Consider the following 23,006-nt stretch of genomic DNA (forward strand, 5'->3'; position numbering starts at 1 on the left):
GAGGGGAGTAAACAGATCGACTTCCTAAGCCGCCTTCACCCGCAACCGGAACGCATGCAACAACGGCTCCGTATACCCGCTCGGCTGCCCTACGCCCTCGAACACCAACGCGCGCGCCGCCTGATACGCCAGACTGCTATCCTCGTGCCCGGACATCGGCGAATATGCCGCGTCGCCTGCATTCTGCGCATCGACCTTCTTGGCCATCCGCCCGAACGCCGCATCCACATCGGCCTCGGTCGCGACCCCGTGCAGCAGCCAATTGGCCATGTGCTGCGAGGAAATCCTGAGCGTCGCGCGATCTTCCATCAGCCCGATGTCGTGAATATCCGGCACCTTCGAACAGCCGACGCCCTGGTCGATCCAGCGCACCACATAGCCCAGAATCCCCTGCGCATTGTTGTCCAGCTCGGCCTGCACCTCCTGCGGCGTCCAGTTGCGTCCGCCCGCGACCGGCACGTTCAGCAACCGGCCAAGGCCCGGCACCTTTTCCTTGGCAATCGTCTTCTGCCCTTCGAACACATCCACGTCGTGGTAATGCATCGCGTGCAACGTCGCGGCGGTGGGGGACGGCACCCAGGCGGTGTTCGCGCCCGACTTCGGATGCGCGATCTTCTGGTCCATCATGTCCGCCATCCGGTCCGGCGCGGCCCACATGCCCTTGCCGATCTGCGCCTTGCCCGACAGGCCGGCGGCCAGGCCGATGCGCACGTTGCGATCCTCATACGCCTTGATCCAGTCGCTCGCCTTCATCTCGGCCTTGGGGATCATCGGTCCCGCGCGCATCGCAGTGTGCATTTCGTCGCCGGTGCGATCGAGGAAGCCGGTGTTGATGAACACGATCCGGTCCTTCACCGCCGCGATGCACGCCGCGAGATTGGCCGAGGTCCGCCGTTCCTCGTCCATCACGCCGACTTTGATCGTGTGGCGTTCGATCGCCAGCAGATCCTCCACCGCATCGAACAAAGCGTTGGTGAAGGCGCATTCCTCCGGCCCGTGCATCTTGGGCTTGACGATATAGACCGATCCCGCGCGGCTGTTGCGAAACGTGCCCATGCCCCGCAGATCGTACAGCGCGATCGTGCTGGTCAGGATCGCATCCAGAATGCCCTCCGGCGCCTCGCTGCCATCGGCCAGCAGCACCGCCGGCGTCGTCATCAGATGCCCGACATTGCGCACGAACAACAGGCTGCGCCCGGTCAGCGTCAGCGTGCCGCCGTCCGTGGTCGCATAGTCGCGATCCGCCTCCAGCTTGCGCACGATCGTCCGCCCGCCCTTCTCGAAACTTTCCTGCAGATCGCCGCGCATCAGCCCGAGCCAATTGGCATAGGCCGCCGCCTTGTCCTCGGCATCCACCGCCGCGACCGAATCCTCGAGATCGACGATCGTGGTCAGCGCCGATTCGAGCAGCACGTCGGCGATCCCCGCCGGATCGTCCCGCCCGACCGAGGATTCACGGTCGATCACCACCTCGACATGCAATCCGTGATGCCGGAACAGCAACGACGACGGCGTGGCCAGTTCGCCGCGATACCCGACGAACGCGCTCGCATCGGCCAGCGCCGGCTTGGCCGCACCAAGCAGCCCCTGCGCCATCAGCACGCCGTCCACGATCGCGAAGCCCGCCACACTATCCCACGGCCCGAACGCCAGCGGCACGGCCTTGTCGAGAAACGCCTTCGCCGCCGCGACCACCTGGCCGCCACGTTCGGTATCGTAGCCGCCCGGTTTGGCCTTCCCCGGCAACGCATCGGTGCCGTAGAACGCATCATAAAGACTGCCCCAGCGCGCATTGGCTGCATTCAGCACGAAGCGTGCGTTGAGGATCGGCACCACCAGCTGCGGCCCGGCCATCGTCGCCACTTCGGCATCGACATGCTCGGTGCCGATCGTGAACGGGGCCGGCTCCGGCACCAGATACCCGATCCCGCGCAGGAACGCCTCGTCCACCGCGCCGCCCGCCTGATACCGCGCGTCTATCTCCGCCTGCAACGTCTCGCGCACGGCCAGCAACGCGCGGTTTTCCGGCGCGAACTTCTCGAAGATGTCGGCCATGCCCTGCCACCAGGAAACGGCATTGATGCCAAGCCCGAGCAACACCTTGCTCTCCACGAACCGCACCAGCGGCTCGGCCACGGACAATCCGGCGCGGTCGATCATTTCGGGCATTCAGTCCTCCTGATAAAGGTATCGCAACATGCCTGGGGAGGGCCATCAGCCGCTTAGGGTCCGACTGCGATTCCCGCAACGCCGGAGTTGCCCACGCCCCTATCTCGCCGTCATCCCGGACTTGATCCGGGATCCATCGTGCTGCAAATCAATCGGCTCCTGATCGTGCGGCACGTTGGATGCCGGACCAAGCCCGGCATGACGGCCAAGGGCTCAGCTTCCCTCGGGATCCAGCGCCGCCGCAGAAGCCTCCAGCCGATCGAGCACCGCACGAAACGCCGCCACTTCCTTAGCGCCGAACCCGCCAAAGATCCGCGCCTCCAGTTCCAAGGCCTTCGGCGCGACATTCTCGTACAGCGCCTGCCCCGCCTCGGTCAGCGACAACAGGTGCGACCGTTGGTCATCCGGGTTGGGCCGCCGCGCCACCAGCCCCCGCTCGACCAGAGCGATCGCCGCGCGGCTCACCGTCACCTTGTCCATCTGCGTCCGCACGCCCAGCGCCTGCTGCGTCAGCCCCTCGCCCTCCGCGATCACCGCGATCAACCGCCATTCCGCAATCTTCAGCCCGAACAAGGACTGATACGTCGTCGCAATCGCCGACGACACGCGGTTCGACGCGATCGACAAGCGATACGGCAGGAAATCGTCGAGTTTCAGCGTCGGCATTGCCCATCCCCAAACCGTCACCCTGAACTCGTTTCAGGGTCCATGCGCGGTCACTGGCCGCACACCTGACGCTGATGAACGCGCATGGATGCTGAAACAAGTTCAGCATGACGGTTGTTGGTTGGCTAGACGCCCACCCCAAACCCAGATATAGTATCATCTGAAACCACCTTCCCGGAGAGTGACGATGACCGCAACCGAAAACCCGATGGGCCTGAACGGCTTCGAATTCGTCGAATTCACCTCGCCCGATCCCGAGGCTCTGGCCGGTCTGTTCGTCAAGATGGGCTTCACCCATGTCGGCAACCACAAGTCCAAGAACGTCCGCCGCTATGCGCAGGGCGACATCAATTTCCTGCTCAACATGGACGAAGCGGGCCAGGTCGCCGGCTTCCGCAACGCGCATGGCCCGAGCGCGAACGCGATGGCCTTCCGCGTCGCCGACGGCCAGCAGGCGCTGCAGATGGCGCTCGATCGCGGCGCGGCGGCGGTGAAGGGCGAACACGGCCCCGGCGAACTCGACATCCCGGCGATCGAGGGCATCGGCGGCGCGAACCTCTATCTCGTCGACGAGAAGTCGAAAATCTACGAAACCGATTTCGCGCCCATCTCCGGTACGTCGCCCGACGATCACAGCGTCGGCCTGCACACGCTCGATCACCTCACCCACAATCTCCAGCGCGGCCGGATGGATTATTGGGCGAATTATTACGAGAGCATCTTCAACTTCCGCCAGATCCGCTATTTCGACATCGAGGGCCAGTCGACGGGGCTGTTCAGCAAGGCGATGACTGCGCCCGACGACAAAATCCGCATCCCGCTCAACGAAAGCCAGGACGAGCATTCGCAGATCGAGGAATTCATCAAGGATTACAAAGGCGAAGGCATCCAGCATCTGGCGCTGGCGACCGACGATATCTTCCAGACGGTCGACACGTTGCGCGCCAACGGCATCAAGTTCCAGACCACGCCGCAGACCTATTTCGACCTGATCGACAAGCGCCTGCCCGGCCACGATCACGACGTCGAGGAAATGCGCAAGCGCGACATCTTGATCGACGGCGCCCCGGAAACGGGCGGCGGCCTGCTGCTGCAGATCTTCACCGAAAACATGGTCGGCCCGATCTTCTTCGAAATCATCCAGCGCAAAGGAAACGACGGCTTCGGCGAGGGCAATTTCAAGGCGCTGTTCGAGTCTATCGAACTCGACCAGATCCGCCGCGGCGTAGTGCCGGGAGCGGTAGAGGCGTAACCCTCTTAAGCCCCTCCCCTTCAGGGGAGGGGTTGGGGTGGGGTCGTGCCGCAGAAACTAAAGCTGGTCTCTTCGAGACGGGACCGCCCCACCCCAACCCCTCCCCTGAAGGGGAGGGGCTAAGATACGGAGAGCCCGGAAATGACCAAATACCAAACCGGCTTCGGCAACCACTTCGCCACCGAAGCCGTCCCCGGCGCGCTCCCGATCGGACGAAACTCCCCACAAAAGCCCCCCTTCGGCCTATACACCGAACAACTCTCGGGCACCGCCTTCACCGCGCCGCGCCACGAAAACCGCCGCTCGTGGCTCTATCGCCTGCGCCCGAGCGCCGCGCACCCGGCCTTCACCCGCTACGAAGGCGCGACGCAATTCGCCCCGGGCGTCGCCAAGCAACCGCTCGCGCCCAACCGCCTGCGCTGGGGTCCGCTCGACATCGCCGAGGGGCAGGACTGGCTCGACAGCCTCACCACCATGGTCGTCGCCGGCGAAGGCCCCGCCACGCAAACCGGCGTCGCGATGCACATCTACCGAGCGAGCAAGGATATGCGGAACCGCGCCTTCGTCAGCGGCGACGGCGAACTCCTGATCCTCCCCGAACAAGGTGCGCTCACGCTCCTCACCGAATTCGGCCGCATCGACGTGAAGCCGGGCGAGATCGCGCTCATCCCGCGCGGCGTCCGCTTCCGCGTCACCCTGCCCGATGGCGAAGCGCGCGGCTATGTCGCCGAGAATCACGGCGCCCCGTTCCGCCTGCCCGATCTCGGCCCGATCGGTGCGAACGGCCTCGCCAACCCGCGCGATTTCGAAACCCCCGTCGCGTGGTTCGAAGACGTCGAAGGCGAATACGAACTCGTCCAGAAATTCCTCGGCAGCCTGTGGACCACCCAGCTCGGCCGCTCCCCGCTCGATGTCGTCGCGTGGCACGGCAATTACGCGCCGTGGAAATACGATCTCGCCCGCTTCAACACGATCGGCAGCATCAGCTTCGATCATCCCGATCCCAGCATCTTCACCGTGCTGACGTCGCCCAGCGACGTGCCCGGCACCGCGAACGTCGATTTCGTCATCTTCCCGCCGCGCTGGATGGTCGCCGAAGACACGTTCCGCCCGCCCTGGTTCCACCGCAACACGATGAGCGAGTGCATGGGCCTCATCACCGGCCAGTACGACGCCAAGGCCGAAGGCTTCCGACCAGGTGCCCTATCCCTCCACAACCAGATGAGCGGCCACGGCCCGGACGTCGCCACTTGGACCGCCGCGAGCAACGCCGACCTGAAACCGCACAAAATCGACGGCACCATGGCCTTCATGATCGAAAGCCGCTGGGTCTTCCACCCCACCGGCTTCGCGCTGGAAACGAGCGCGCTGGACGAGGATTACGATCAGGCGTGGACCGGTTTTCCGAAGGCTGAGTTGCCGCGTTCTTCTTGAAAATGACGCCCGCAAATAATCAGAAAAAGCATATCAATTGGGACAGGGTCTTTCGACGATTTGTCTCTCCAGCACGGCAATCTTCTTCCCATCTACGGTGTAGGTTTGCAGTTCGAAGCGCCCACACGAGATGTCGCCGACCTCGCCTAGCGTTACCGTTTCGTAAAAGTCGACCACCTCATTCTCCATGCTTTCGTTACCTGTTGCCACCCACAGGTCGAATACTGGTCGGGGTATTCGCGATCCACGCGGAGTAAATTCCAACGGAACGGCTTTGCAGGTATTGACGCCGTACTCCAACCCTTGGGCCAGAACCGATTTCACCTTAGTGCAGGGGAAATCTTCGGATATGTCGCCAACCACGCGCATCGATCCCGATACTCTGCTCATGAAGGAAAGTTGGCTACTCCTTTCCACCGTCGCACAACTTGGCAGGCAAGCGACCAGCACGATCATAGCAAAGCGCGCGGGTGCCATCACCCCATCTGCCGCTTAACACTCGCCATCGTCGCCTTGCCGTAAGGTGGCTTCAGCCCGGCCAGCTTCGCCACGTCGAACTTCGCCTGCTTGTACACCGCCTTGGCATGGCTGAACGTCATGAACCCGTCGCGCCCATGATATGCGCCCATGCCGGACGGCCCGACGCCGCCGAACGGCAGTTCCTCCATGCTGATGTGAAAGATCACATCGTCCAGCGTCACGCCGCCCGCGATCGTCCGGTCCAGCACGCGCCGCCGCTCGCCCGCGTCGCCGCCGAAATAATACAGCCCCAGCGGCCGGTCGCGCCGGTTGACCTGCGCGATCGCATCCTCGATCCCCGCATAGCGCCGCACCGGCAGCAGAGGCCCGAAAATCTCCTCCTGCATCACCGCCATATCGTCGGTCACGTTGGTCACGATATGCAGCGGCATCTTGCGCGCATTCGACGCGCCGAAATCCTCATTCCCCGGATTGACCACCTCTACGGTCGCACCCTTGGCCCGCGCATCGTCGATAAGATCGGTCAACCGCTGGAAATGCCGGTCGTTCACCACCGAAGTGTAATCCGGGTTGGACAGCAACGTCGGATACATCGCCGACGCCGCGCTCCGCAGCCCGTCGACCACCGCCGCCTCGTCGCCCGCCTCGACCAGCAGATAATCCGGCGCAAGACAGATCTGCCCGGCATTCAGCATCTTGCCCAGCGCCACCCGCTCGGTCGCCTGCTTCAAATCCGTGCCCTTGCCGACGATCACCGGAGACTTGCCGCCCAACTCCAGCGTCACCGGCACCAGATTGTCCGCCGCCGCATGCAGGATATGCTTGCCGACCGATGTCGCGCCAGTGAAGATCAGATGATCGAACGGCAACGACGCGAACGCCTTGCCCACCTCCGCTCCGCCCGAAACGAACGCCAGCTCCTCCGCCGCAAAATACTTGCCCACCACCTGCTCGAACAGCGCGGCCACGCGCGGCGTGAACTCGCTCGTCTTCACCATCGCCCGGTTGCCCGCCGCGAAGATGCCGGCCAGCGGGGCCATCACCAGATTGACCGGGAAATTCCACGGCGCGATCACGCCGATCACGCCCTTCGGCTGATATTCGACCCAGGCCTTCGCGCCCAGCAACCCGAGCGGAAACTGCACCGGCCGCTTGCTCCGCTTCGCCCAGCCATCGACCGATTTGATCGCATGCCGGATCGGCGCGATCGACGCGGCGATATCGGTCAGCATCGATTGCTCCCGGCTGCGATGCCCGAAATCTTCGGACAGCGCGTCGCAGAACGCCTCGGCATTCTCCGACATCATCGCCGCCGCGCGCTTCAATCGGTCCTTGCGCGTCGCGATCGACACCGGAAGCTCGTCCATGAACGCCACGCGCTGGGCCGCCAGTATCGCCTGCAAATCGGTCACGTCGCTCTCCCTTATGATTTGGCGCAGCCGATGATTCCCGCCACCGCCACCACGACACTATCCTGCCCGGTTTTGTCGATCCTCAGCGTCGCATCGCGCACCGCCGCGCCATCCTTCAGATCGGCGCGCGCCTCGATCTTCATGTCGAGCACCGCCGTCACGCCGCCACCGGCATATTCGGTCACCCCGGCAAAGCCATAGCCGCCGCCACCGGTCTGACCGGTGCGCGCGACATCGGTCAGCGCGCCGCCGATCGACACCCGCAATTGCGCAGGATCGGCACTCGCCATCGCCACGAACACCGGCGTCTCGCCCTTGATGAACAGATAGGCAGCGCACCCCTTCGCCGGCAGCGCCTGTTTCGGCAGAACATCGATTGGCAGGCCGGAAACCGGCGTATCGGCCATGAGGGCGAGCAGGAGCGCGGTCAGCATCATCGCGGAAATCCTAGCAGGAACAGCCATGCCGGGTAAGCCGCGATCGCCAGCAGCGCGCCGAACGGTACATGATCGGCCAGCGTCGCCCGACGCCCCAGCACCATGCCGACCCCAACCAGCGCCAGCCCGGTCATCGCCGCCAGCAGCAACACCGCCGGCAGCATCGCCCAGCCGAGCCACAATCCGATCGCCCCGAGCAACTTCGGATCACCCCCGCCCAGCCCTTCGCGCTTCCTCAGCAGCTTGTATCCTGCGCCGATCGCCCAAAGCGCGCCGAACCCGGCAACGCCCCCGATCACCCGGTCGCGCAAATCCGGCGCCACGCCAAGCACCCCCGTCGCCAGCCCGGCCAACGCCAGCGTGCCCGTCAGGCGATCCGGCAGCCAGAACTCCGTCACATCCAAGGCCGCCAGCGCCAGCAACAGCCATCCGAACACCGCGCCCGCCAGTCCGATCGGCCCCGGCACGACGATCCCCGCGACTGCGCCGATCCCCAACGCCGCCAGTTCGATCTGCCAGTGCCGCGCATCGATCGCCGTGCCGCACGCGCGGCACCGCCCCCGCGCCAGCGTTGCGCTCAACAACGGCACCAGATCGCGCGCACCCAGCGTCACATCGCACGCATCGCAATGCGACCGCCCGGCCATCACCGATCGCCCCTGCGGCCAACGGATCACCAACGTCGCGATGAAGCTGCCCAGGATCGCCCCGAGCACCCCCAGCCCCACCGGCCAGAACAGTAGCTCAGCCATCGGGCGCCTTCTTGCGGATCAGATAGCGGTACACACCGAGAATATTGATCCCGAACAGCGCGATATTCTGAGCACCCAAAGCCCAGTCATCGGTCAGCGCCGCCCCGGCCATCCACGCGATGCTCGATCCGACGAACAGCACGAAGCCCCACCCCGTCACCCGCCGCCCCGAATCCAGCGACACCATCAGCGCCGCGATCACCCCCGATGCGGAGGCGAACCATTTCAGCGCGTTGATGAGGATTTCCATGCCGAGGCGATACGGCAACCCCGCCCTACGGTCACGACATTACTCCCCTCCTTGGAAGAGCATCGGGTGAACAGCGCCCCGCGCTGTTCAGGTCATGCCGGAGGCATGACCGGCCCGATGCTGGGTTGGGGTTGGGTCGGCCCATTGGCTGGCGCTGCGTCTGCCCCATACCGACCCACCCCCGCCCCCTCCCTTCCAGGGAGGGGAGAAGAAAGGACGGCAAACCCGAACATTGCGGCGGCATATCAGCGACATTTGTAAACCGCCCTCGCCCCCATTAGATCGCCCACAACACATAAACGCGAGAGGCCCCGAACATGACCGCCAGCTCCACCACCGATCCCGTCGTCATCCTGTCCTACGCCCGCACCCCGATGGGCAGCTTCCAGGGCAGCCTCGCCGGAGCCACGGCCGTCGATCTCGGCGCCACCGCCGTGAAGGCAGCGGTCGAGCGCGCCGGCGTCGCGGGCGCGGATGTCGAGCGCATCTATATGGGCTGCGTCCTGCCCGCAGGGCTCGGCCAGGCTCCCGCCCGTCAGGCCGCGCTCAAGGCCGGTCTGCCGATGTCGGTCGAGGCGACCACCGTCAACAAGATGTGCGGTTCGGGCATGCAGGCCGCGATCATGGGCGCGGACGCGCTCGCCGCCGGGTCGGTCGATCTGCTCGTCGTCGGCGGCATGGAGAGCATGACCAACGCGCCATACATTCTCGCCAAGCATCGCGGCGGCGCGCGCATGGGGCACGATCGCGTGATGGATTCGATGTTCCTCGACGGCCTCGAAGACGCCTACGAACCCGGCCGCGCGATGGGCAGTTTCGCCGAGGAAACCGCCGGAGAATACCAGTTCACGCGCACCGCGCAGGATGACTACGCCATCGCCTCGCTCACCCGCGCCCAGGCCGCTCAGGGCACCGGCGCGTTCGATCGCGAGATCACTCCGGTCGAGATCACCGGCCGCAAGGGCACCGAAACCGTCACCGCCGACGAACAGCCGCCCAAGGGCAATCCGGACAAGATCCCGACGCTGAAGGCCGCCTTCGCCAAGGACGGCACGATCACCGCCGCCAACGCCTCCTCCATCTCGGACGGTGCCGCCGCTCTGGTGATGACGCGCCAGAGCGTCGCCGACGCGCAGGGCCTGAAGGCCGTCGCTCGCATCGTCGCCCACGCCGCCCACGCGCACGAACCCGCAAAGTTCACCACCGCCCCCGTCAGCGCGATCCAGAAGCTCCTCGCCAAGACCGGCTGGAATGTGGAGGAGGTCGATCTGTTCGAGATCAACGAAGCCTTCGCCGTTGTCTCGATGATCGCCATGCGAGACCTCAACATTCCGCACGACAAGGTCAACGTAAACGGCGGCGCCACTGCGCTCGGCCACCCGATCGGCGCCAGCGGTGCCCGCATCCTCGCTACCCTGATCGCCGCACTACAGAACCGCGGCCTGAGAAAGGGCGTCGCCGCGCTCTGCATCGGCGGCGGAGAAGCAACGGCTGTGGCGGTCGAACTGGTGGAATAAATGGGGCTTCGGGACCGTGTGCATTCGTCCCAATGTCGATCATTCATACGATCGATGCGCGATCACTAGTCGTAAAGCCAAATGCTAAACATCGTGCAGACCGCTAACCATCGCGTCTTTATATTTCGGCAAGATAACTCGCCTATTATTGGCATGTCGTGGGCAGGTATGAAACCGTCAAGCGCAGCGCGCGGGTAGGCTGCTTTTTTCTAGTGGCAATGCTGTGTGGTGCAGCATTACTTGTTTGGGGGCATTTCGAGTGGAAGCAGGGTGAAAAGAGTAAAGCGCTAGACCGGAGCCTGAATCAGGAAGGTGCGATAAAACCGCGCTGGATACGCGAAAGTCGCCCCTGTAAACCGCCGAATACGCGCGAATTGGCGCAGGACACAGCGATGTCCAACCTAGCAAAGACATTTGCCGGCAAACCCAGCAGCGCTGGCTTATATTACGTAGTTAGCTATTTTGGGTGGCATTGGTCAATCATCGACCAAACCACTTTCAGCGAGCAAAAGCGCTGCCCCCCCGCACCGGACCTCTATCGCCAGATCGCGCCGATTTTAGAGCGAGCGGACTGGCTTCGGCCGGCACAAGAAAGCAATGATCTGGAGCTGATCGAACGGCTGCCGCCCAGCAGCTACATCGCAAAGCGGCTGGGCGAAACGGCATTCGACGCATATCCGCTTACGCATAACCCGTTAGGATACGATAATCGCCCATATTTGCGGATGCTGCTAGCCTATCAAGGCGCTTACGCCAGGCCTTGGGCGAAGCGGGCGCTGTCGGCGATCACGCCTGATACCAAGTTAGGTACAAGCGCGGCTTTTCTGGCAGTCGCGACCGTGCCGGATCAAGCGTTGCCGCGCGTTGCCGCCGCGATGCGCCGGTTCATTGCCGAAGCACGAGGGCGGCAGGTGACGGGTTCGGACATCGGTCCGGGCCAAGGCTTCGCGATCCGGGACGGCGACCGGCTTTTCGAATTGGCTTACGCACTCAGCATCGCCGGGCCGAAGGCAGAGCCGTATTCGGAGGCCCTGATAGAATTGTTCGACCAGAGGTTTGGGGCAGGCTCACATTTCGGGTTGCTCTTGCTCGAGCCTAAAGGGCTGTGCCCGGTAGCACGTCAAATTGGCGGACGCGCGGCGGCGGCGGCAAATGCAAAGCCTTATTGCAACGTAACTGAGAAGGATTGATGGGCAGTAAGGACTGTCATTCCCGTTCACGGTAGTTTTGGAGATACGGTCTGCATTCCCACTTCACGATCGTTTTGGGAAAGCTGACCGCGTCCAAAACGAGCGCTATTTGGTTTCAACTGAACCAAACCGCCGCGGTCCCTCCAACAACGCTTGGTCGCCGCCAGTCCGTTTCTACCCCAACCCCAACGTATAATATCGGCTGAACTCCGCATCCGAATACCCCCCGAACGGCCCACACTCCACGAACCCCGCCCGCGCATACATCGCCCGCGCCGCCGCGAACGCCTCGCTGCTGCCGGTTTCGAGGCTCAACCGCGTATAGCCCCGCGCTCGCCCCTCGGCGATCAGATAGCCCAGCATCATCCCGCCCGCCCCCCGGCGCAGCTGGTCCGGCGCGGTGCGCATCGATTTCAGCTCGCCATGCGCGGCATCCAGTTCCTTCAGCGCGCCCAGCGCCAGCAGGGTCTCCCCTTCCCACGCCGACCACAACGCCACATCCGGCGCGCGCAGCCCGTCATGGTCCAGCGCATACACCGCGCCCGGCGGCGAATTCTCGAACGCCTGCGCCAGATGAAAATCCAGCAGCGCGATCACCGCCGGATGCGACACATCGTCGCGCTCGATCCGCATCGCGTTCAGAACTGCTCCTCGGGATCGACGCCCCACAGATGCGACATCTCCACGAACCCACCGCGCCCGCGCACGTCGAAATGGCACCAGCCGCGCGTGCATTTGCTCAGCCGCCCGACGACGCCCGGTGCCACCCGCCACGTCACCTTCGCGCCCGGCCGGGGCGATTCCTGTAATTCCGCCACCTGCCCGACGATCAACGCGGTGCGCGTCTCGCTGATCAGCGTGCCCATGATCCAGCCCTGGATCCCGCCCGGATCCTCCACCTTCATCCACGCACCCCGCTCGTACACCGCCAGCACCTTCACCGGCAGGTCGGCGCGCTGGTACAGCCAGCTCGCCGGATAGCTCCGCGCCGGCCCGGTCCGCATCCGCGCCTTGCCGGCCGAGATCGAGCCGTAATACGGCACCTTCTTCTGTACCAGCGCCGCCAGCGCGCCCGAACTCAACACCGCCGCGCCCCCGCACGCGAGCAGAATTCTCGCAGCCCTACGCATACACACCCCTTCGAAAACAGGCGCTTCTTCTAGACCCTACGGCCCGCCATCATCAACCACATTGACGCCGCCGACCGCCTCCGCCAAGCCGTGGACATGCCCGAAACGAGACGCCCGAACGCCAAGGTCACCAACCCCAAGGTCTTCGTCACACGCGAACTCACCGATGCGGTGATGGACCGGATGGAGCAATTGTTCGAGACGACCAACAACCGCACCGATGCTCCGCTCTCGCCCGAACAGTTGCGCGCCGGCGTGCAGGATTGCGACGTGCTCGTCCCAACCGTCACCGACGAGATCGACGCAGCGGTGATCGATGCCGCCGGCCCGCGCCTGAAACTCATCGCCAATTACGGCGCCGGCGTGAACCATATCGACCTGAAGGCGGCCCGCGCACGCGGCATCATCGTCACCAACACGCCCGGCGTGCTGACCGAGGACACCGCCGACATGACGATGGCGCTGATCCTCTCCGTCCCCCGCCGCCTGGCCGAGGGCGAGAAGCTCGTCCGCTCGGGCCAATGGACCGGCTGGAGCCCCGGCGGCATGCTCGGCCACCGCATCGGCGGCAAGGCGCTGGGCATTATCGGCATGGGCCGCATCGGCCAGGCCGTGGCCCTGCGCGCCCGCGCCTTTGGCCTCTCGGTCCACTATCACAACCGCCATCGCCTGCCCGCCGTGCTGGAGGCGCAACTCGCCGCGACCTGGCACGAGGATCTCGATGCGATGCTCGGCAGCATCGATATCCTGACGATCCACACGCCGCTGAATGCCGACAGCAAGGGCCTGATCGACGCCCGCCGCATCGCCCTGCTCCGCCCGCACGTCTACCTCATCAACGCGGCGCGCGGCGGCATCGTCGACGAAGACGCGCTCACCGCCGCGCTGGAATCGGGCAAGCTCGCCGGTGCCGGCCTCGACGTCTGGAAACACGAACCGCAGATCGACCCCCGCTTGCTCGCGCTCCCCAACGTCGTCATGCTCCCCCATATGGGCTCCGCCACGTTCGAAGGCCGAATGGCCACCGGCGATCGCGTGATCCAGAACATCCGCATGTGGGCCGACGGCCACCGCCCGCAGGATCAGGTGCTGGAAGGCTGGGCATAAGGCGGACGCCAGAATTTCACCGCCACGCCTCGCGCGGTGTTGGCGTGACATAGGCTAGCGCATCTTTTTGTGAAGGTCGGCCGCGCCAAATCCACATGCCGCGACGTCGGATTTCCATATCGATGTCCGCAATTGGGGCAACGGAAGCACTGGCATAGAGTACCAAAATTTGGCGCGATTTTGGACGTTGTGAACCGGTAATCGGATCTCTCCATCCTGCCGGCCTCGCAAAACTGGTGTATTATGCAAATGGCACACTTCTGGCATGGGGCAAGGAACCCGGAGCCTCTCGGCTCCCGGAACCTGGAGAGCCCGAATGAAGATGATCGTCATAACTATCGCTGCGGCCGCCGCCACGTTCACGGTCGCTTTCCCAGCCGTGGCATCCCCGAAGCGAGTCACGCAGACGTCGCTGTACCGCGTCTCGTACGATCCCGCTCGCGACGTGTATTGCATCAGATTTTATGCGGACAGCCAGGCTGCCGATCCGCGCCCGGGCGGCCCCGGAATTAATTGCCGCTCGCGCCAGGCATGGGCAACCGACCGCGTCTTCATCGACGATTCGTACCGGGATCGCACCCAAACCCCATTGGCGGCAAACGGCCATCGTCAACTGTCCTAGACTCCTCTGCAGGCGATCAAGCCGCGCCCAGTAAAGCAAAAGCCGCCGGTCTTGCGACCGGCGGCTCGAGCCCCCTACCGAAGTAGCGGATATTTAGGCGAAGGCGACCTTCGCGGTGCGGCGGCGATAGCGCGCCGATGCACCGACCATGCCGAAGCCCAGGATCATCATGCCCCAGGTGGTCGGCTCAGGAACTGCGACGGCGAACTGGCGGAATGCCTGTGCCGTCGTGTAGCGATACCCCGAATTGGCGAGCACATCGAAGCTGATGTTCCAGCCGATCGCGTCATACGCGGCCAGATCGAGCGCGGTGACTTCCTGCAACTGGCCACGGCCCGACGTCGGGTCGAGGATGCCGAGCTGCGGAACGCCCGCTGCGCTGTCCTTCCAGTGCGATGCCTGGCGACCATCGCCGTTCAGCGTGCCGGTCGAGAAACGCGAGTCACCGAACAACTGCGAAACGCCGCCGTCGATCGAGAAATACGGCACGTTCTGGGTCGACCAGTCGAGATTGCCGGCCGAGCTGTAACGGAACAGATCGAGCTGGCTCATCACGACGAAGCCTTCGAGCGACGTCAGGCTGCCTGCCGCCGTCTGACCCGGGGCAGTACGCGCATCGACCGAATCGACACCGCTGACGAAGCCCAGAGCGTGGCCGATTTCGTGGATCGCGACGCCGATGAAGTCGAACGAGTTCGCCTCGATACCGTCGGTCGGATCGAAATCGAATGCGAACAGGTTGCTGAACGTGATGCTGCCGTCCGCCCCCGTATTGGTGATGGCCGTGCCGTTCACATCGACGGTTGCGCCCATCGCCTTGGCCGACGCCTTGGTGACGGCAACGGTCGAGTTGTTGACGCTGCCGTCATTGTCGATGCGGGTCGACAGATCGGTGTAACCGTTCGTGGCGTTCACACCGTTGTTGAAGTTGTTGGCAATCGCGGAAACCGCGCCCGCACCCGTGATCGAGGTGCTGGTGCCCAGCGGACGCAGGTTGGCGACGGCCTGGGTGTCGAGCGCGCTGGTCTTGTCGGCGTTGAGCAGGCTGTAAGCCTGGTTCATCGACAGCAGCGAACGCGTGCTGCCGGTCGAACCCAGAATGCCGGTGCCGAGCGCCGAGAAACCGATGTTCAGGTTGATCGTCACGTTGTCCTTCAGCACCGACGCCCAATAGGCGGCTGCGATCTCGAAGCCTGCACGTGCCTGCGTGCCGACAGCGGCACCACCCGTGTCGGTAAGAACGAACGTAGTTGCCTGTGCCGTGCCCGCCGAAAGCACGCCGAGCGCCGCAACGGACGCGAGTAACCGCTTGGAAATTTTCATGAACCAACCCCTGGTTTTATTGGAGCAAAATGCTCCACCCCATTCGCATTGCATTCCGAGAATGTTAACGAATTGTTCACATTGTTGCGGTGCGACGATTGCAGTGTCAAGGCGCAAAACCGGCAAGTAGGAGGTCCTTACAGCCGCTGTTGCGCGCCGGACACACAGTTTGTCTCAATAAGAGACATTCGGTGCGGATCAGCTCTTTTCGACCGCAACGGTGCCACCCATTGCCGACGAACGGCACCCTTTCACGGACGATGCGTTCGGCGATCGTCCAAAACCTGATGCGAACATGGCCGGACTCGTTATTTCCTAAATTCGCGTCGATCATGTCTTTGGCGTTCGTTCGGCAACTTGTTCTCGGATGGTTCGGCCCACATCCACCCACACGTCGCCGGTCGATCGCCGCACTCTTCCCCTCCTGCACCCCCCTTGCTAAGGCGCACCCGACTCTAGCCATTCGCTCCGGCCGGAGGCGCGCGCATGCGAGGTTCCTCGCTTCCCCGCCGCGCCCCGTCCGGGACACCATCAGGGAAGGACCCGCCGCTCATGACCGCCATCGGCCAGGACACACTCGGAACCCGCGCCACGCTCGACGTGAACGGCAAGCAGTACGATTATTATTCCCTGGCCGCCGCGGCGGAAAAGTTCGGCGACATCAGCCGCCTGCCCTTCTCGATGAAGGTGCTGCTCGAAAACCTGCTGCGCTTCGAAGACGGCAAGACCGTCACCACCGAAGACGTGCAGGCGATCGTCGACTGGCAGCAGGAGCAACGCTCCAATCGCGAGATTCAGTATCGCCCGGCGCGCGTGCTGATGCAGGATTTCACCGGCGTGCCCTGCGTGGTGGATCTCGCGGCGATGCGCGATGCGATCACCAAGCTCGGCGGCGACGCGGCCAAGATCAACCCGCTCGTTCCAGTCCATCTCGTCATCGATCACTCGGTCATGGTCGATGAATTCGGTACGCCGCAGGCGTTCACCGACAATGTCGATCTCGAATATTCGCGCAATTTCGAGCGCTACGAGTTCCTGAAATGGGGCAGCAAGGCGCTGGACAATTTCCAGGTCGTACCCCCCGGCACCGGCATCTGCCATCAGGTGAACCTCGAATATATCGGCCAGGGCGTGTGGTCCTCGGCCAGCTGGGGCGAACACGGCAACGGCAACATGGTCGCCTATCCCGACACGCTCGTCGGCACCGACAGCCACACTACGATGGTCAACGGTATGGGCGTACTCGGCTGGGGCGTCGGCGGGATCGAGGCGGAGGCCGCGATGCTCGGCCAGCCGGTGTCGATGCTGATCCCTGAAGTCGTCGGCTTCAAGCTCACCGGCGCGATGGCCGAGGGCATCACCGCCACCGATCTCGTGCTCACCGTCACGCAGATGCTGCGCGCCAAGGGCGTGGTCGGCCGCTTCGTCGAGTTCTACGGCCCCGGCCTCGATACGATGACGCTCGCCGATCGCGCGACGATCGCCAATATGGCGCCCGAATATGGCGCGACCTGCGGCTTCTTCCCGATCGACGCCAAGACGATCGAGTATCTGCGCCTCACCGCGCGCTCGGACGAGAACGTCGCTCTGGTTGAGGCATACTGCAAGGCGCAGGGCCTGTGGCATGACGAGAACAGCGTCGATCCGGTGTTCACCGACACGCTCGAACTCGACATGGGCAGCGTCGTCCCGTCGCTCGCCGGCCCGAAGCGTCCGCAGGACAAGGTAGCCCTCTCCAAGGTCGACGAAGTGTTCAACGGCGATCTGTTCAAGGTCTACAAGAAGGATCGTCCGGTCCGCGCCGACGTGGAAGGCCAGACGCACGGCATCGGCGACGGCGACGTCGTGATCGCCGCGATCACCAGCTGCACCAACACCTCGAACCCCTCGGTGCTGGTCGCCGCCGGTCTCGTCGCCCGCAAGGCCAACGCGCTCGGCCTGAAGAGCAAGCCCTGGGTCAAGACGTCGCTGGCCCCCGGCTCGCAGGTCGTCACCGATTATCTCGACAAGGCCGGCCTCACCTCCGATCTGAACGCGATGGGCTTCAACCTCGTCGGTTATGGCTGCACCACCTGCATCGGCAATTCCGGCCCGCTCGCCGAACCGATCAGCGCCGCGATCAACGGCAACGACATCGTTGCCGCCTCGGTCCTGTCGGGCAACCGCAACTTCGAAGGCCGCGTCTCGCCGGACGTGCGCGCCAACTTCCTCGCCTCGCCGCCGCTCGTCGTCGCCTATGCGATCAAGGGCAGCGTCACCACCGATATGGTCGAAACGCCATTGGGTCAGGGCAGCGACGGACAGGACGTGTATTTGAAGGACATCTGGCCCTCGAACGCCGAGATCGCCGAAGTGATGGGCGCGAACATCGACGATTCGATGTTCCGCAGCCGCTACGGCAACGTCTATGCGGGCGACGCCAAATGGCAGGAAATCCAGGTCGAGGGTTCGGACACCTACACCTGGCGCGCCGGTTCGACCTATGTCGCGAACCCGCCCTATTTCGATGGCATGACGATGACGCCCGCGCCCGTTCAGGACATCATCGACGCCCGCCCGCTCGCGATCCTCGGCGATTCCATCACCACCGATCACATCAGCCCGGCCGGCTCGATCAAGGCCGACTCCCCGGCCGGAAGTTTCCTGCAAGAACATCAGGTTAGCCGCGCCGACTTCAACAGCTACGGCGCCCGCCGCGGCAACCACGACGTGATGATGCGCGGCACCTTCGCCAACATCCGCATCAAGAACGAAATGGTCCCCGGCGTCGAAGGCGGCATGTCCTCGTACAAGGGCGAGACGATGGCGATCTACGACGCCGCGATGCGCTTCAAGGCGGATGGCGTGCCGCTGGTGGTCGTCGCCGGCAAGGAATACGGCACCGGCTCGTCACGCGACTGGGCGGCGAAGGGCACCAACCTCCTCGGCGTCCGCGCCGTCATCACCGAAAGCTTCGAGCGCATCCATCGTTCGAACCTCGTCGGCATGGGCGTACTGCCGCTCCAGTTCGCGGACGGCGTCACGCGCCAGACGCTCGGGCTGGACGGTTCGGAAAGCTTTACGATCACCAACGTGGCGGACATCCGCCCGCGTCAGGACGTAACCGTCACGCTCACCCGCGCCGACGGCTCGACCGAGACGTTCGAGACCAAGTGCCGCATCGATACCGTCAACGAGCTGGAATATTTCCTCAACGGCGGCATCCTCCAATACGTGCTGCGCAAGCTGGCCGCGTGAAGGCATTCGTCGCATTCGCCGGGGCAGCGCTCGCCGCCGCCCCGGCGGTCGCCGCACCCGCGCATATCGCGGGCCGCTGGCTGACGCAGGGCGGCAAGGCGGTGGTCGAGATCGCGCCCTGCGGCCCGCATCTGTGCGGCCGCATCGTCCGGCTCGTGAAGATCGATCCGTCCAAGCCGAAGACCGACGTCAACAACCCGGACAAGGCCCAGCGCGCTCGCCCGATCCTCGGCATCGCGATCCTTTCCGCCTTCACGCCCGCCGACGATCGCTGGAAAGGGCAGATCTACGATCCCGAAAGCGGCCGCACCTACCGCTCCGAACTCCGCCGCGAGGGCGACGCACTCAAGGTGAAGGGCTGCTTCGGCCCCTTCTGCCGCACGCAGGACTGGACGAAAGCGGGCTGAGACAGGCGCACCGCACCCGCTTCACGCTTCCCCGGCGGAGGCCGGGGCCCAGTCGGGACGCAGAAGTAATCGGGCGCTGCGTGTCGTAACTTCTACTTCGCAACTAGCCCCCGGCCTCCGCCGGGGAAGAGTGAAGTGTTCGAAATTCGAAAACGAAGGCAGCTTACCTAAGCCCCCGCCACCGCGCGCCCCCGCGAATAGACGAAATACACCACCAGCCCGGCCAGGTTCCAGCACGCGAACCAGATCTGCGTCCGCGCCGGCAGGCTGAAGAACAGATAGCAACACCCCAGCACGCCGACCGGCCCGATCACCCAGGCCAGCGGTGCCCGGAAACTGCGGTGCGCACCCGGCGAACGCTGGCGCAGCACCAGCATGCACACGCACACCGCGACGAACGCCGCCAGCGTACCCGCATTGGCCAGCGCGGCGATCTCCTTCAGCGGCAGCGCGCCCGCGATTACCGCGACGATCGTCGCCGTCACCAAAGTGATCCGCACCGGCGTGCCCCGCGCCGACACCTTCGCCAGACTTTCCGGCAGCAACCCGTCACGCGCCATCACGAAGAAGATGCGGCTCTGCCCGTACAGGAACGCCAGCAGCACCGTCGGCAGCGCGATCACCGCCGATCCGGCCAGGAACGTCGCCGCCTTGCCCTGCCCGATCTCGCGCAGGATCAGCGCCAGCGGTTCGGCGCTGTCGGCAAAATGCGTGAACGACAACGCCCCCACCGCCGCCACCGCGACCAGCATATAAATCGCGACGCACGCCACCATCGATCCGACGATCCCGATCGCCAGGTCGCGCCCCGGATTCTTCGTCTCCTCCGCCGCAGTCGAGATCGCGTCGAAGCCGTAGAAGGCGAAGAAGATGATTGCCGCCGCCGCCATCACGCCTCGCTCCACGCCATCGGCGGCGGGCGCCTTGGGGAAACCGAACGGCATGAACGGCTCCAGATTCGCGCCATTGAAATGCGGCAACGCCACCGCGACGAACACCGCCAGCGCGATCAGCTTAATCACCACCAGCACGGCGTTCAGCGTCGCGCTCTCCTTCGTCCCGATCATGAGCAGCCCGGCCACGACCGCGATAATGAAGATCGCCGGCAGATTGACGATCCCGCCCAGTTCCGGTCCCTGCATCAGTTTCTCGGGAAATCCGAACGTGGCGTGCAGCAAAGGCGCGGCATAGCCCGACCAGCCCACCGCCACCGTGGACACGACCAGCGAATATTCCAGGATCAGGCTCCACCCGATCACCCACGCGATCAGTTCGCCCAATACCGCATAGCTGTAGGTATAGGCGCTGCCGCTCGCCGGCATCATCGTCGCCATTTCGGCATAAGCCAGTGCCGCGCAGGCGCAGATGCCGCCGGCGATCGCGAAGGACAGGATCACCGCCGGCCCCGCCAGCCCCGCACCCACGCCGATCAGCGTCAGGATGCCGGTGCCCACGATCGCGCCGACGCCCAACGCGACGAGATGCGGCCAGGACAAGGTCCGAGCGAGCCGGTGATGCTCGGGCTGATCTTCCCCCCGAACGATCGTCTTCAACCGAAACAAGCCCTGCGCCACGTTATCGCTCTCCCCTTTGGCTAGACGCAGCCTAGAGCAGAACCGCGCTACGGCAAGCGCAGGCAACGATCACGACACCTTAAAGCGCGATGCGGAACGCCATTTCGGCGCGACGATCGGCCATCGTGCGCGACGCGGCGGAGAAATCATTGTCGTACATCGGCCGATTGACCGACGCGGCGGACAGCGTCCAGGTCAGTCGCCCGCGCTGGTCGTTCGCGGTGGCATTGGTCAGCGATACCCGCATGCCTTTGCCGAACGGCACCGCCCCGCCGACCTGCTCCGTCATCCGCGACAGCGCATCGCGCCGGCCGCGCGCGGCGTTGCTGGTATAATCGAACACCAGCGACCCGAGCGCGCTGCGTTCGATCCCGACGCCCAGCGCCATCATGCTGCTGTTGAGCGAACGGCTAGTTCCGGGCAGCAGGTCGATCCGGCGCTTCACGCGCATCACGTTGGAGAAGGCATGGAGCGTCATACCCTCCAGCACGTCCAGTCCGGCGTCCACGCCCGCCGCCATCACCGAAACGCGATCGGGCGCACGCAGCGCGAACTGGCCCTTTTGCGGCGTGTTCCGCAGCCGGGATCCACTGATGCCCAATGTCATCGGGCCGGCCGCGATCTGCGTCCCCCGCGTCCGCGTGTCACTTAGCGTGTAGCGATCCCGCTCAGATAACAGGCGGGTGGTCGCGGCCGGCGTGACGAGCGGTGCCGCCTTGCCGTGAACGATCGCAAGCGTGATCGGCGGCAGGCGCTGATCGGGTTCGTGTGCGATCGCTGCCCCCGCTGCGATCGTTCCGATTCCCATGGCTAATGCGACACATAATGCCGTCGATCCCCGAACCCGCATGGATGTTCCCCCAGCCCCGAAATACTGCCCCGATACTGCGAAGACGACGGCGGCGAAGGGCATCCGCACACGGTTAAAAATAAAATAATTATTTTCGGGAACCAATGCGGAACCACGTTCTCCGCGTCGTCATACTTCCAACATGCACCTTTCGTTGGCGGGCAGGACAAAGCGATGAAAACGGTTTGGAAGTCGATTTGCGCGGCAGCGGTGCTGACCAGCGCCGTCGGCGCGACCCTGCCACCCCGCGCACCCCGCACGGTCACGCTGCCCGCGATCGAGGGCAATCTCTCGCTCCTCACTTATAACGTCGAAGGGCTGCCCTGGCCGATCGCCAGTGGCCGCCCCGCCGATCTGACGGCGATCGCCGCTCGCCTGCGCGATCTGCGGACGCGCGGTCAGGCGCCGCACGTCGTGGTACTGCAGGAAGCCTTCACCACCGATGCTAAGGCGATCGGCCGCGCCGCCGGCTATCGCTACGTCGTCAACGGCCCGTCGGCGGATCTCACCGCCCGCCTCGCCGCATCGCCCGCAGATCCGAAGCTTGCCGCCGGCGCGCACTGGTGGAGCGGCGAGACGATGGGCAAGATGCTCGGCAGCGGGCTGCAATTGATGTCGGATTATCCGGTGATCAGCGTACGCCGCATGGTCTTCCCGGCATCCGATTGCGCCGGTTACGATTGTCTCGCCAATAAGGGCGCCATGCTCGTGCGCGTCGCGGTACCGGGCCTCGCCACGCCGGTCGATATCGTCACTACCCATCTCAACAGCCGCACTGCCTCGGGTGTCGGCAAGGCGCGCTCGGATCAGGCTTATGATCGCCAGGTCGATTTGATGACGCGCTTCGTCGAACAGGCGCGCGATCCGCGCAATCCGCTGATCGTGGCGGGCGACTTCAACGTCGGCAAGACGGCGGCGCGGCGCGAAACGCTGCTCGGCAATATCGCGTCACGCTGGAGCGTCGCCGGCGGCGTTCGGGATGCGCTGGGTCAAGCGGAAGAGAACGGTTTGACGCTATCGAGCGACGCACTGGCTTCGCACAAGCGCGCCAAGGATTGGCAATTCTTCGCCCCCGGCCACGCCGCGCGGCTCGAACTGACCGGAATCTCCGTGCCCTTCGGCAAAGAGCCCGCCGGTGATATGCTGTCCGACCATGTCGGCTACATCGCCTATTTCCGCGAGAACGCGCGCTGATCG

Annotated in this window: 21 protein-coding genes and 2 pseudogenes; 9 read left to right on the forward strand and 14 right to left on the reverse strand. The window is 64.5% G+C overall.

What is annotated here, in order from left to right; genetic code table 11:
• Window positions 1–24: 24 nt before the first annotated feature.
• Window positions 25–2,169: a malate synthase G gene (locus U1738_RS13015; RefSeq protein WP_332789466.1), complete on the reverse strand. Its 2,145-nt coding sequence runs from the start codon at window positions 2,167–2,169 to the stop codon at window positions 25–27.
• Between the two features lie 213 nt (window positions 2,170–2,382).
• The gene (locus U1738_RS13020) at window positions 2,383–2,835 is read right to left on the reverse strand and encodes a MarR family winged helix-turn-helix transcriptional regulator (protein ID WP_332789467.1); all 453 of its coding nucleotides are present in this window, start codon (window positions 2,833–2,835) and stop codon (window positions 2,383–2,385) included.
• 187 nt (window positions 2,836–3,022) lie between these two features.
• Between U1738_RS13020 and hppD the strand changes: the two genes are divergently transcribed.
• Together hppD and hmgA are read left to right on the forward strand one after the other, a co-directional pair.
• On the forward strand, window positions 3,023–4,087 hold the full coding sequence (gene hppD / locus U1738_RS13025; RefSeq protein ID WP_332789468.1) for a 4-hydroxyphenylpyruvate dioxygenase: 1,065 nt from the start codon (window positions 3,023–3,025) through the stop codon (window positions 4,085–4,087).
• A gap of 141 nt (window positions 4,088–4,228) precedes the next feature.
• Entirely contained in the window at window positions 4,229–5,521 is a 1,293-nt protein-coding gene (gene hmgA / locus U1738_RS13030) for a homogentisate 1,2-dioxygenase (protein WP_332789469.1), read from the forward strand.
• 33 nt (window positions 5,522–5,554) lie between these two features.
• Here the strand turns inward: hmgA and U1738_RS13035 are convergent, their stop codons facing one another.
• The 5 genes from U1738_RS13035 to U1738_RS13055 are packed head-to-tail and all read right to left on the reverse strand — an operon-like array spanning window position 5,555 to window position 8,852.
• Window positions 5,555–5,998, reverse strand: a complete 444-nt coding sequence (locus U1738_RS13035) for a hypothetical protein (protein ID WP_332789470.1) — start codon at window positions 5,996–5,998, stop codon at window positions 5,555–5,557.
• Complete coding sequence (locus tag U1738_RS13040) at window positions 5,998–7,413, reverse strand: coniferyl aldehyde dehydrogenase (protein ID WP_332789471.1); 1,416 nt, start codon at window positions 7,411–7,413, stop codon at window positions 5,998–6,000. Before U1738_RS13040 ends, U1738_RS13035 begins: the two co-directional genes overlap by 1 nt.
• Window positions 7,414–7,424: 11 nt before the next feature.
• A complete protein-coding gene (locus U1738_RS13045) occupies window positions 7,425–7,850 on the reverse strand; it encodes a hypothetical protein (protein ID WP_332789472.1) in 426 nt (141 codons plus the stop codon).
• Window positions 7,847–8,602: a prepilin peptidase gene (locus U1738_RS13050; protein ID WP_332789473.1), complete on the reverse strand. Its 756-nt coding sequence runs from the start codon at window positions 8,600–8,602 to the stop codon at window positions 7,847–7,849. The genes U1738_RS13045 and U1738_RS13050 overlap by 4 nt, the downstream gene beginning before the upstream one ends.
• The gene (locus U1738_RS13055) at window positions 8,595–8,852 is read right to left on the reverse strand and encodes a hypothetical protein (RefSeq protein WP_332789474.1); all 258 of its coding nucleotides are present in this window, start codon (window positions 8,850–8,852) and stop codon (window positions 8,595–8,597) included. The genes U1738_RS13050 and U1738_RS13055 overlap by 8 nt, the downstream gene beginning before the upstream one ends.
• 317 nt (window positions 8,853–9,169) lie before the next feature.
• Here U1738_RS13055 and U1738_RS13060 point away from each other — a divergent pair, with 317 nt between their 5' ends.
• Entirely contained in the window at window positions 9,170–10,369 is a 1,200-nt protein-coding gene (locus tag U1738_RS13060; RefSeq protein ID WP_332789475.1) for an acetyl-CoA C-acyltransferase, read from the forward strand.
• A gap of 158 nt (window positions 10,370–10,527) precedes the next feature.
• The gene (locus U1738_RS13065) at window positions 10,528–11,559 is read left to right on the forward strand and encodes a hypothetical protein (RefSeq protein ID WP_332789476.1); all 1,032 of its coding nucleotides are present in this window, start codon (window positions 10,528–10,530) and stop codon (window positions 11,557–11,559) included.
• A gap of 174 nt (window positions 11,560–11,733) precedes the next feature.
• Here the strand turns inward: U1738_RS13065 and U1738_RS13070 are convergent, their stop codons facing one another.
• Together U1738_RS13070 and U1738_RS13075 are read right to left on the reverse strand one after the other, a co-directional pair.
• A complete protein-coding gene (locus U1738_RS13070; protein ID WP_332789477.1) occupies window positions 11,734–12,192 on the reverse strand; it encodes a GNAT family N-acetyltransferase in 459 nt (152 codons plus the stop codon).
• 5 nt (window positions 12,193–12,197) lie between these two features.
• A complete protein-coding gene (locus U1738_RS13075) occupies window positions 12,198–12,689 on the reverse strand; it encodes an SH3 domain-containing protein (RefSeq protein WP_332789478.1) in 492 nt (163 codons plus the stop codon).
• Window positions 12,690–12,785: 96 nt separating this feature from the next.
• On the opposite strand from U1738_RS13075, the gene U1738_RS13080 reads away from it, so the two are divergent.
• Together U1738_RS13080 and U1738_RS13085 are read left to right on the forward strand one after the other, a co-directional pair.
• The gene (locus U1738_RS13080) at window positions 12,786–13,796 is read left to right on the forward strand and encodes a 2-hydroxyacid dehydrogenase (RefSeq protein ID WP_332789479.1); all 1,011 of its coding nucleotides are present in this window, start codon (window positions 12,786–12,788) and stop codon (window positions 13,794–13,796) included.
• A gap of 316 nt (window positions 13,797–14,112) precedes the next feature.
• The gene (locus U1738_RS13085) at window positions 14,113–14,418 is read left to right on the forward strand and encodes a hypothetical protein (RefSeq protein ID WP_332789480.1); all 306 of its coding nucleotides are present in this window, start codon (window positions 14,113–14,115) and stop codon (window positions 14,416–14,418) included.
• 93 nt (window positions 14,419–14,511) lie between these two features.
• On the opposite strand, the pseudogene U1738_RS20315 reads toward U1738_RS13085, so the two are convergent.
• From U1738_RS20315 to U1738_RS13095, 3 genes and pseudogenes are all read right to left on the reverse strand, one after another.
• Window positions 14,512–14,616: pseudogene (locus U1738_RS20315) on the reverse strand (PEPxxWA-CTERM sorting domain-containing protein); the annotation flags it as partial.
• 84 nt (window positions 14,617–14,700) lie between these two features.
• Window positions 14,701–15,795, reverse strand: a pseudogene (locus U1738_RS13090) (NF038122 family metalloprotease); the annotation flags it as partial.
• Between the two features lie 52 nt (window positions 15,796–15,847).
• Window positions 15,848–16,075, reverse strand: a complete 228-nt coding sequence (locus U1738_RS13095) for a hypothetical protein (RefSeq protein WP_332789482.1) — start codon at window positions 16,073–16,075, stop codon at window positions 15,848–15,850.
• Between the two features lie 218 nt (window positions 16,076–16,293).
• Between U1738_RS13095 and acnA the strand changes: the two genes are divergently transcribed.
• Window positions 16,294–18,978 (forward strand): aconitate hydratase AcnA, encoded by a 2,685-nt coding sequence (gene acnA, locus U1738_RS13100; protein WP_332789483.1) that lies wholly within the window; start codon window positions 16,294–16,296, stop codon window positions 18,976–18,978.
• Window positions 18,975–19,385: a DUF2147 domain-containing protein gene (locus U1738_RS13105; protein ID WP_332789484.1), complete on the forward strand. Its 411-nt coding sequence runs from the start codon at window positions 18,975–18,977 to the stop codon at window positions 19,383–19,385. Before acnA ends, U1738_RS13105 begins: the two co-directional genes overlap by 4 nt.
• 167 nt (window positions 19,386–19,552) lie before the next feature.
• On the opposite strand, the gene U1738_RS13110 is transcribed toward U1738_RS13105, so the two are convergent.
• Together U1738_RS13110 and U1738_RS13115 are read right to left on the reverse strand one after the other, a co-directional pair.
• On the reverse strand, window positions 19,553–20,947 hold the full coding sequence (locus U1738_RS13110; RefSeq protein ID WP_443027017.1) for an amino acid permease: 1,395 nt from the start codon (window positions 20,945–20,947) through the stop codon (window positions 19,553–19,555).
• A 91-nt stretch (window positions 20,948–21,038) separates the two neighbouring features.
• Window positions 21,039–21,767 carry a hypothetical protein gene (locus U1738_RS13115; protein WP_332789486.1) on the reverse strand — a complete coding sequence of 243 codons (729 nt, stop codon included), beginning with the start codon at window positions 21,765–21,767 and terminating at the stop codon, window positions 21,039–21,041.
• A 216-nt stretch (window positions 21,768–21,983) separates the two neighbouring features.
• Here U1738_RS13115 and U1738_RS13120 point away from each other — a divergent pair, with 216 nt between their 5' ends.
• Window positions 21,984–23,003, forward strand: a complete 1,020-nt coding sequence (locus U1738_RS13120) for an endonuclease/exonuclease/phosphatase family protein (protein WP_332789487.1) — start codon at window positions 21,984–21,986, stop codon at window positions 23,001–23,003.
• Window positions 23,004–23,006: the final 3 nt, after the last annotated feature.

It is taken from the genome of Parasphingomonas caseinilytica, from assembly GCF_036663755.1.
In the GTDB taxonomy this organism is placed as follows: domain Bacteria; phylum Pseudomonadota; class Alphaproteobacteria; order Sphingomonadales; family Sphingomonadaceae; genus Sphingomonas.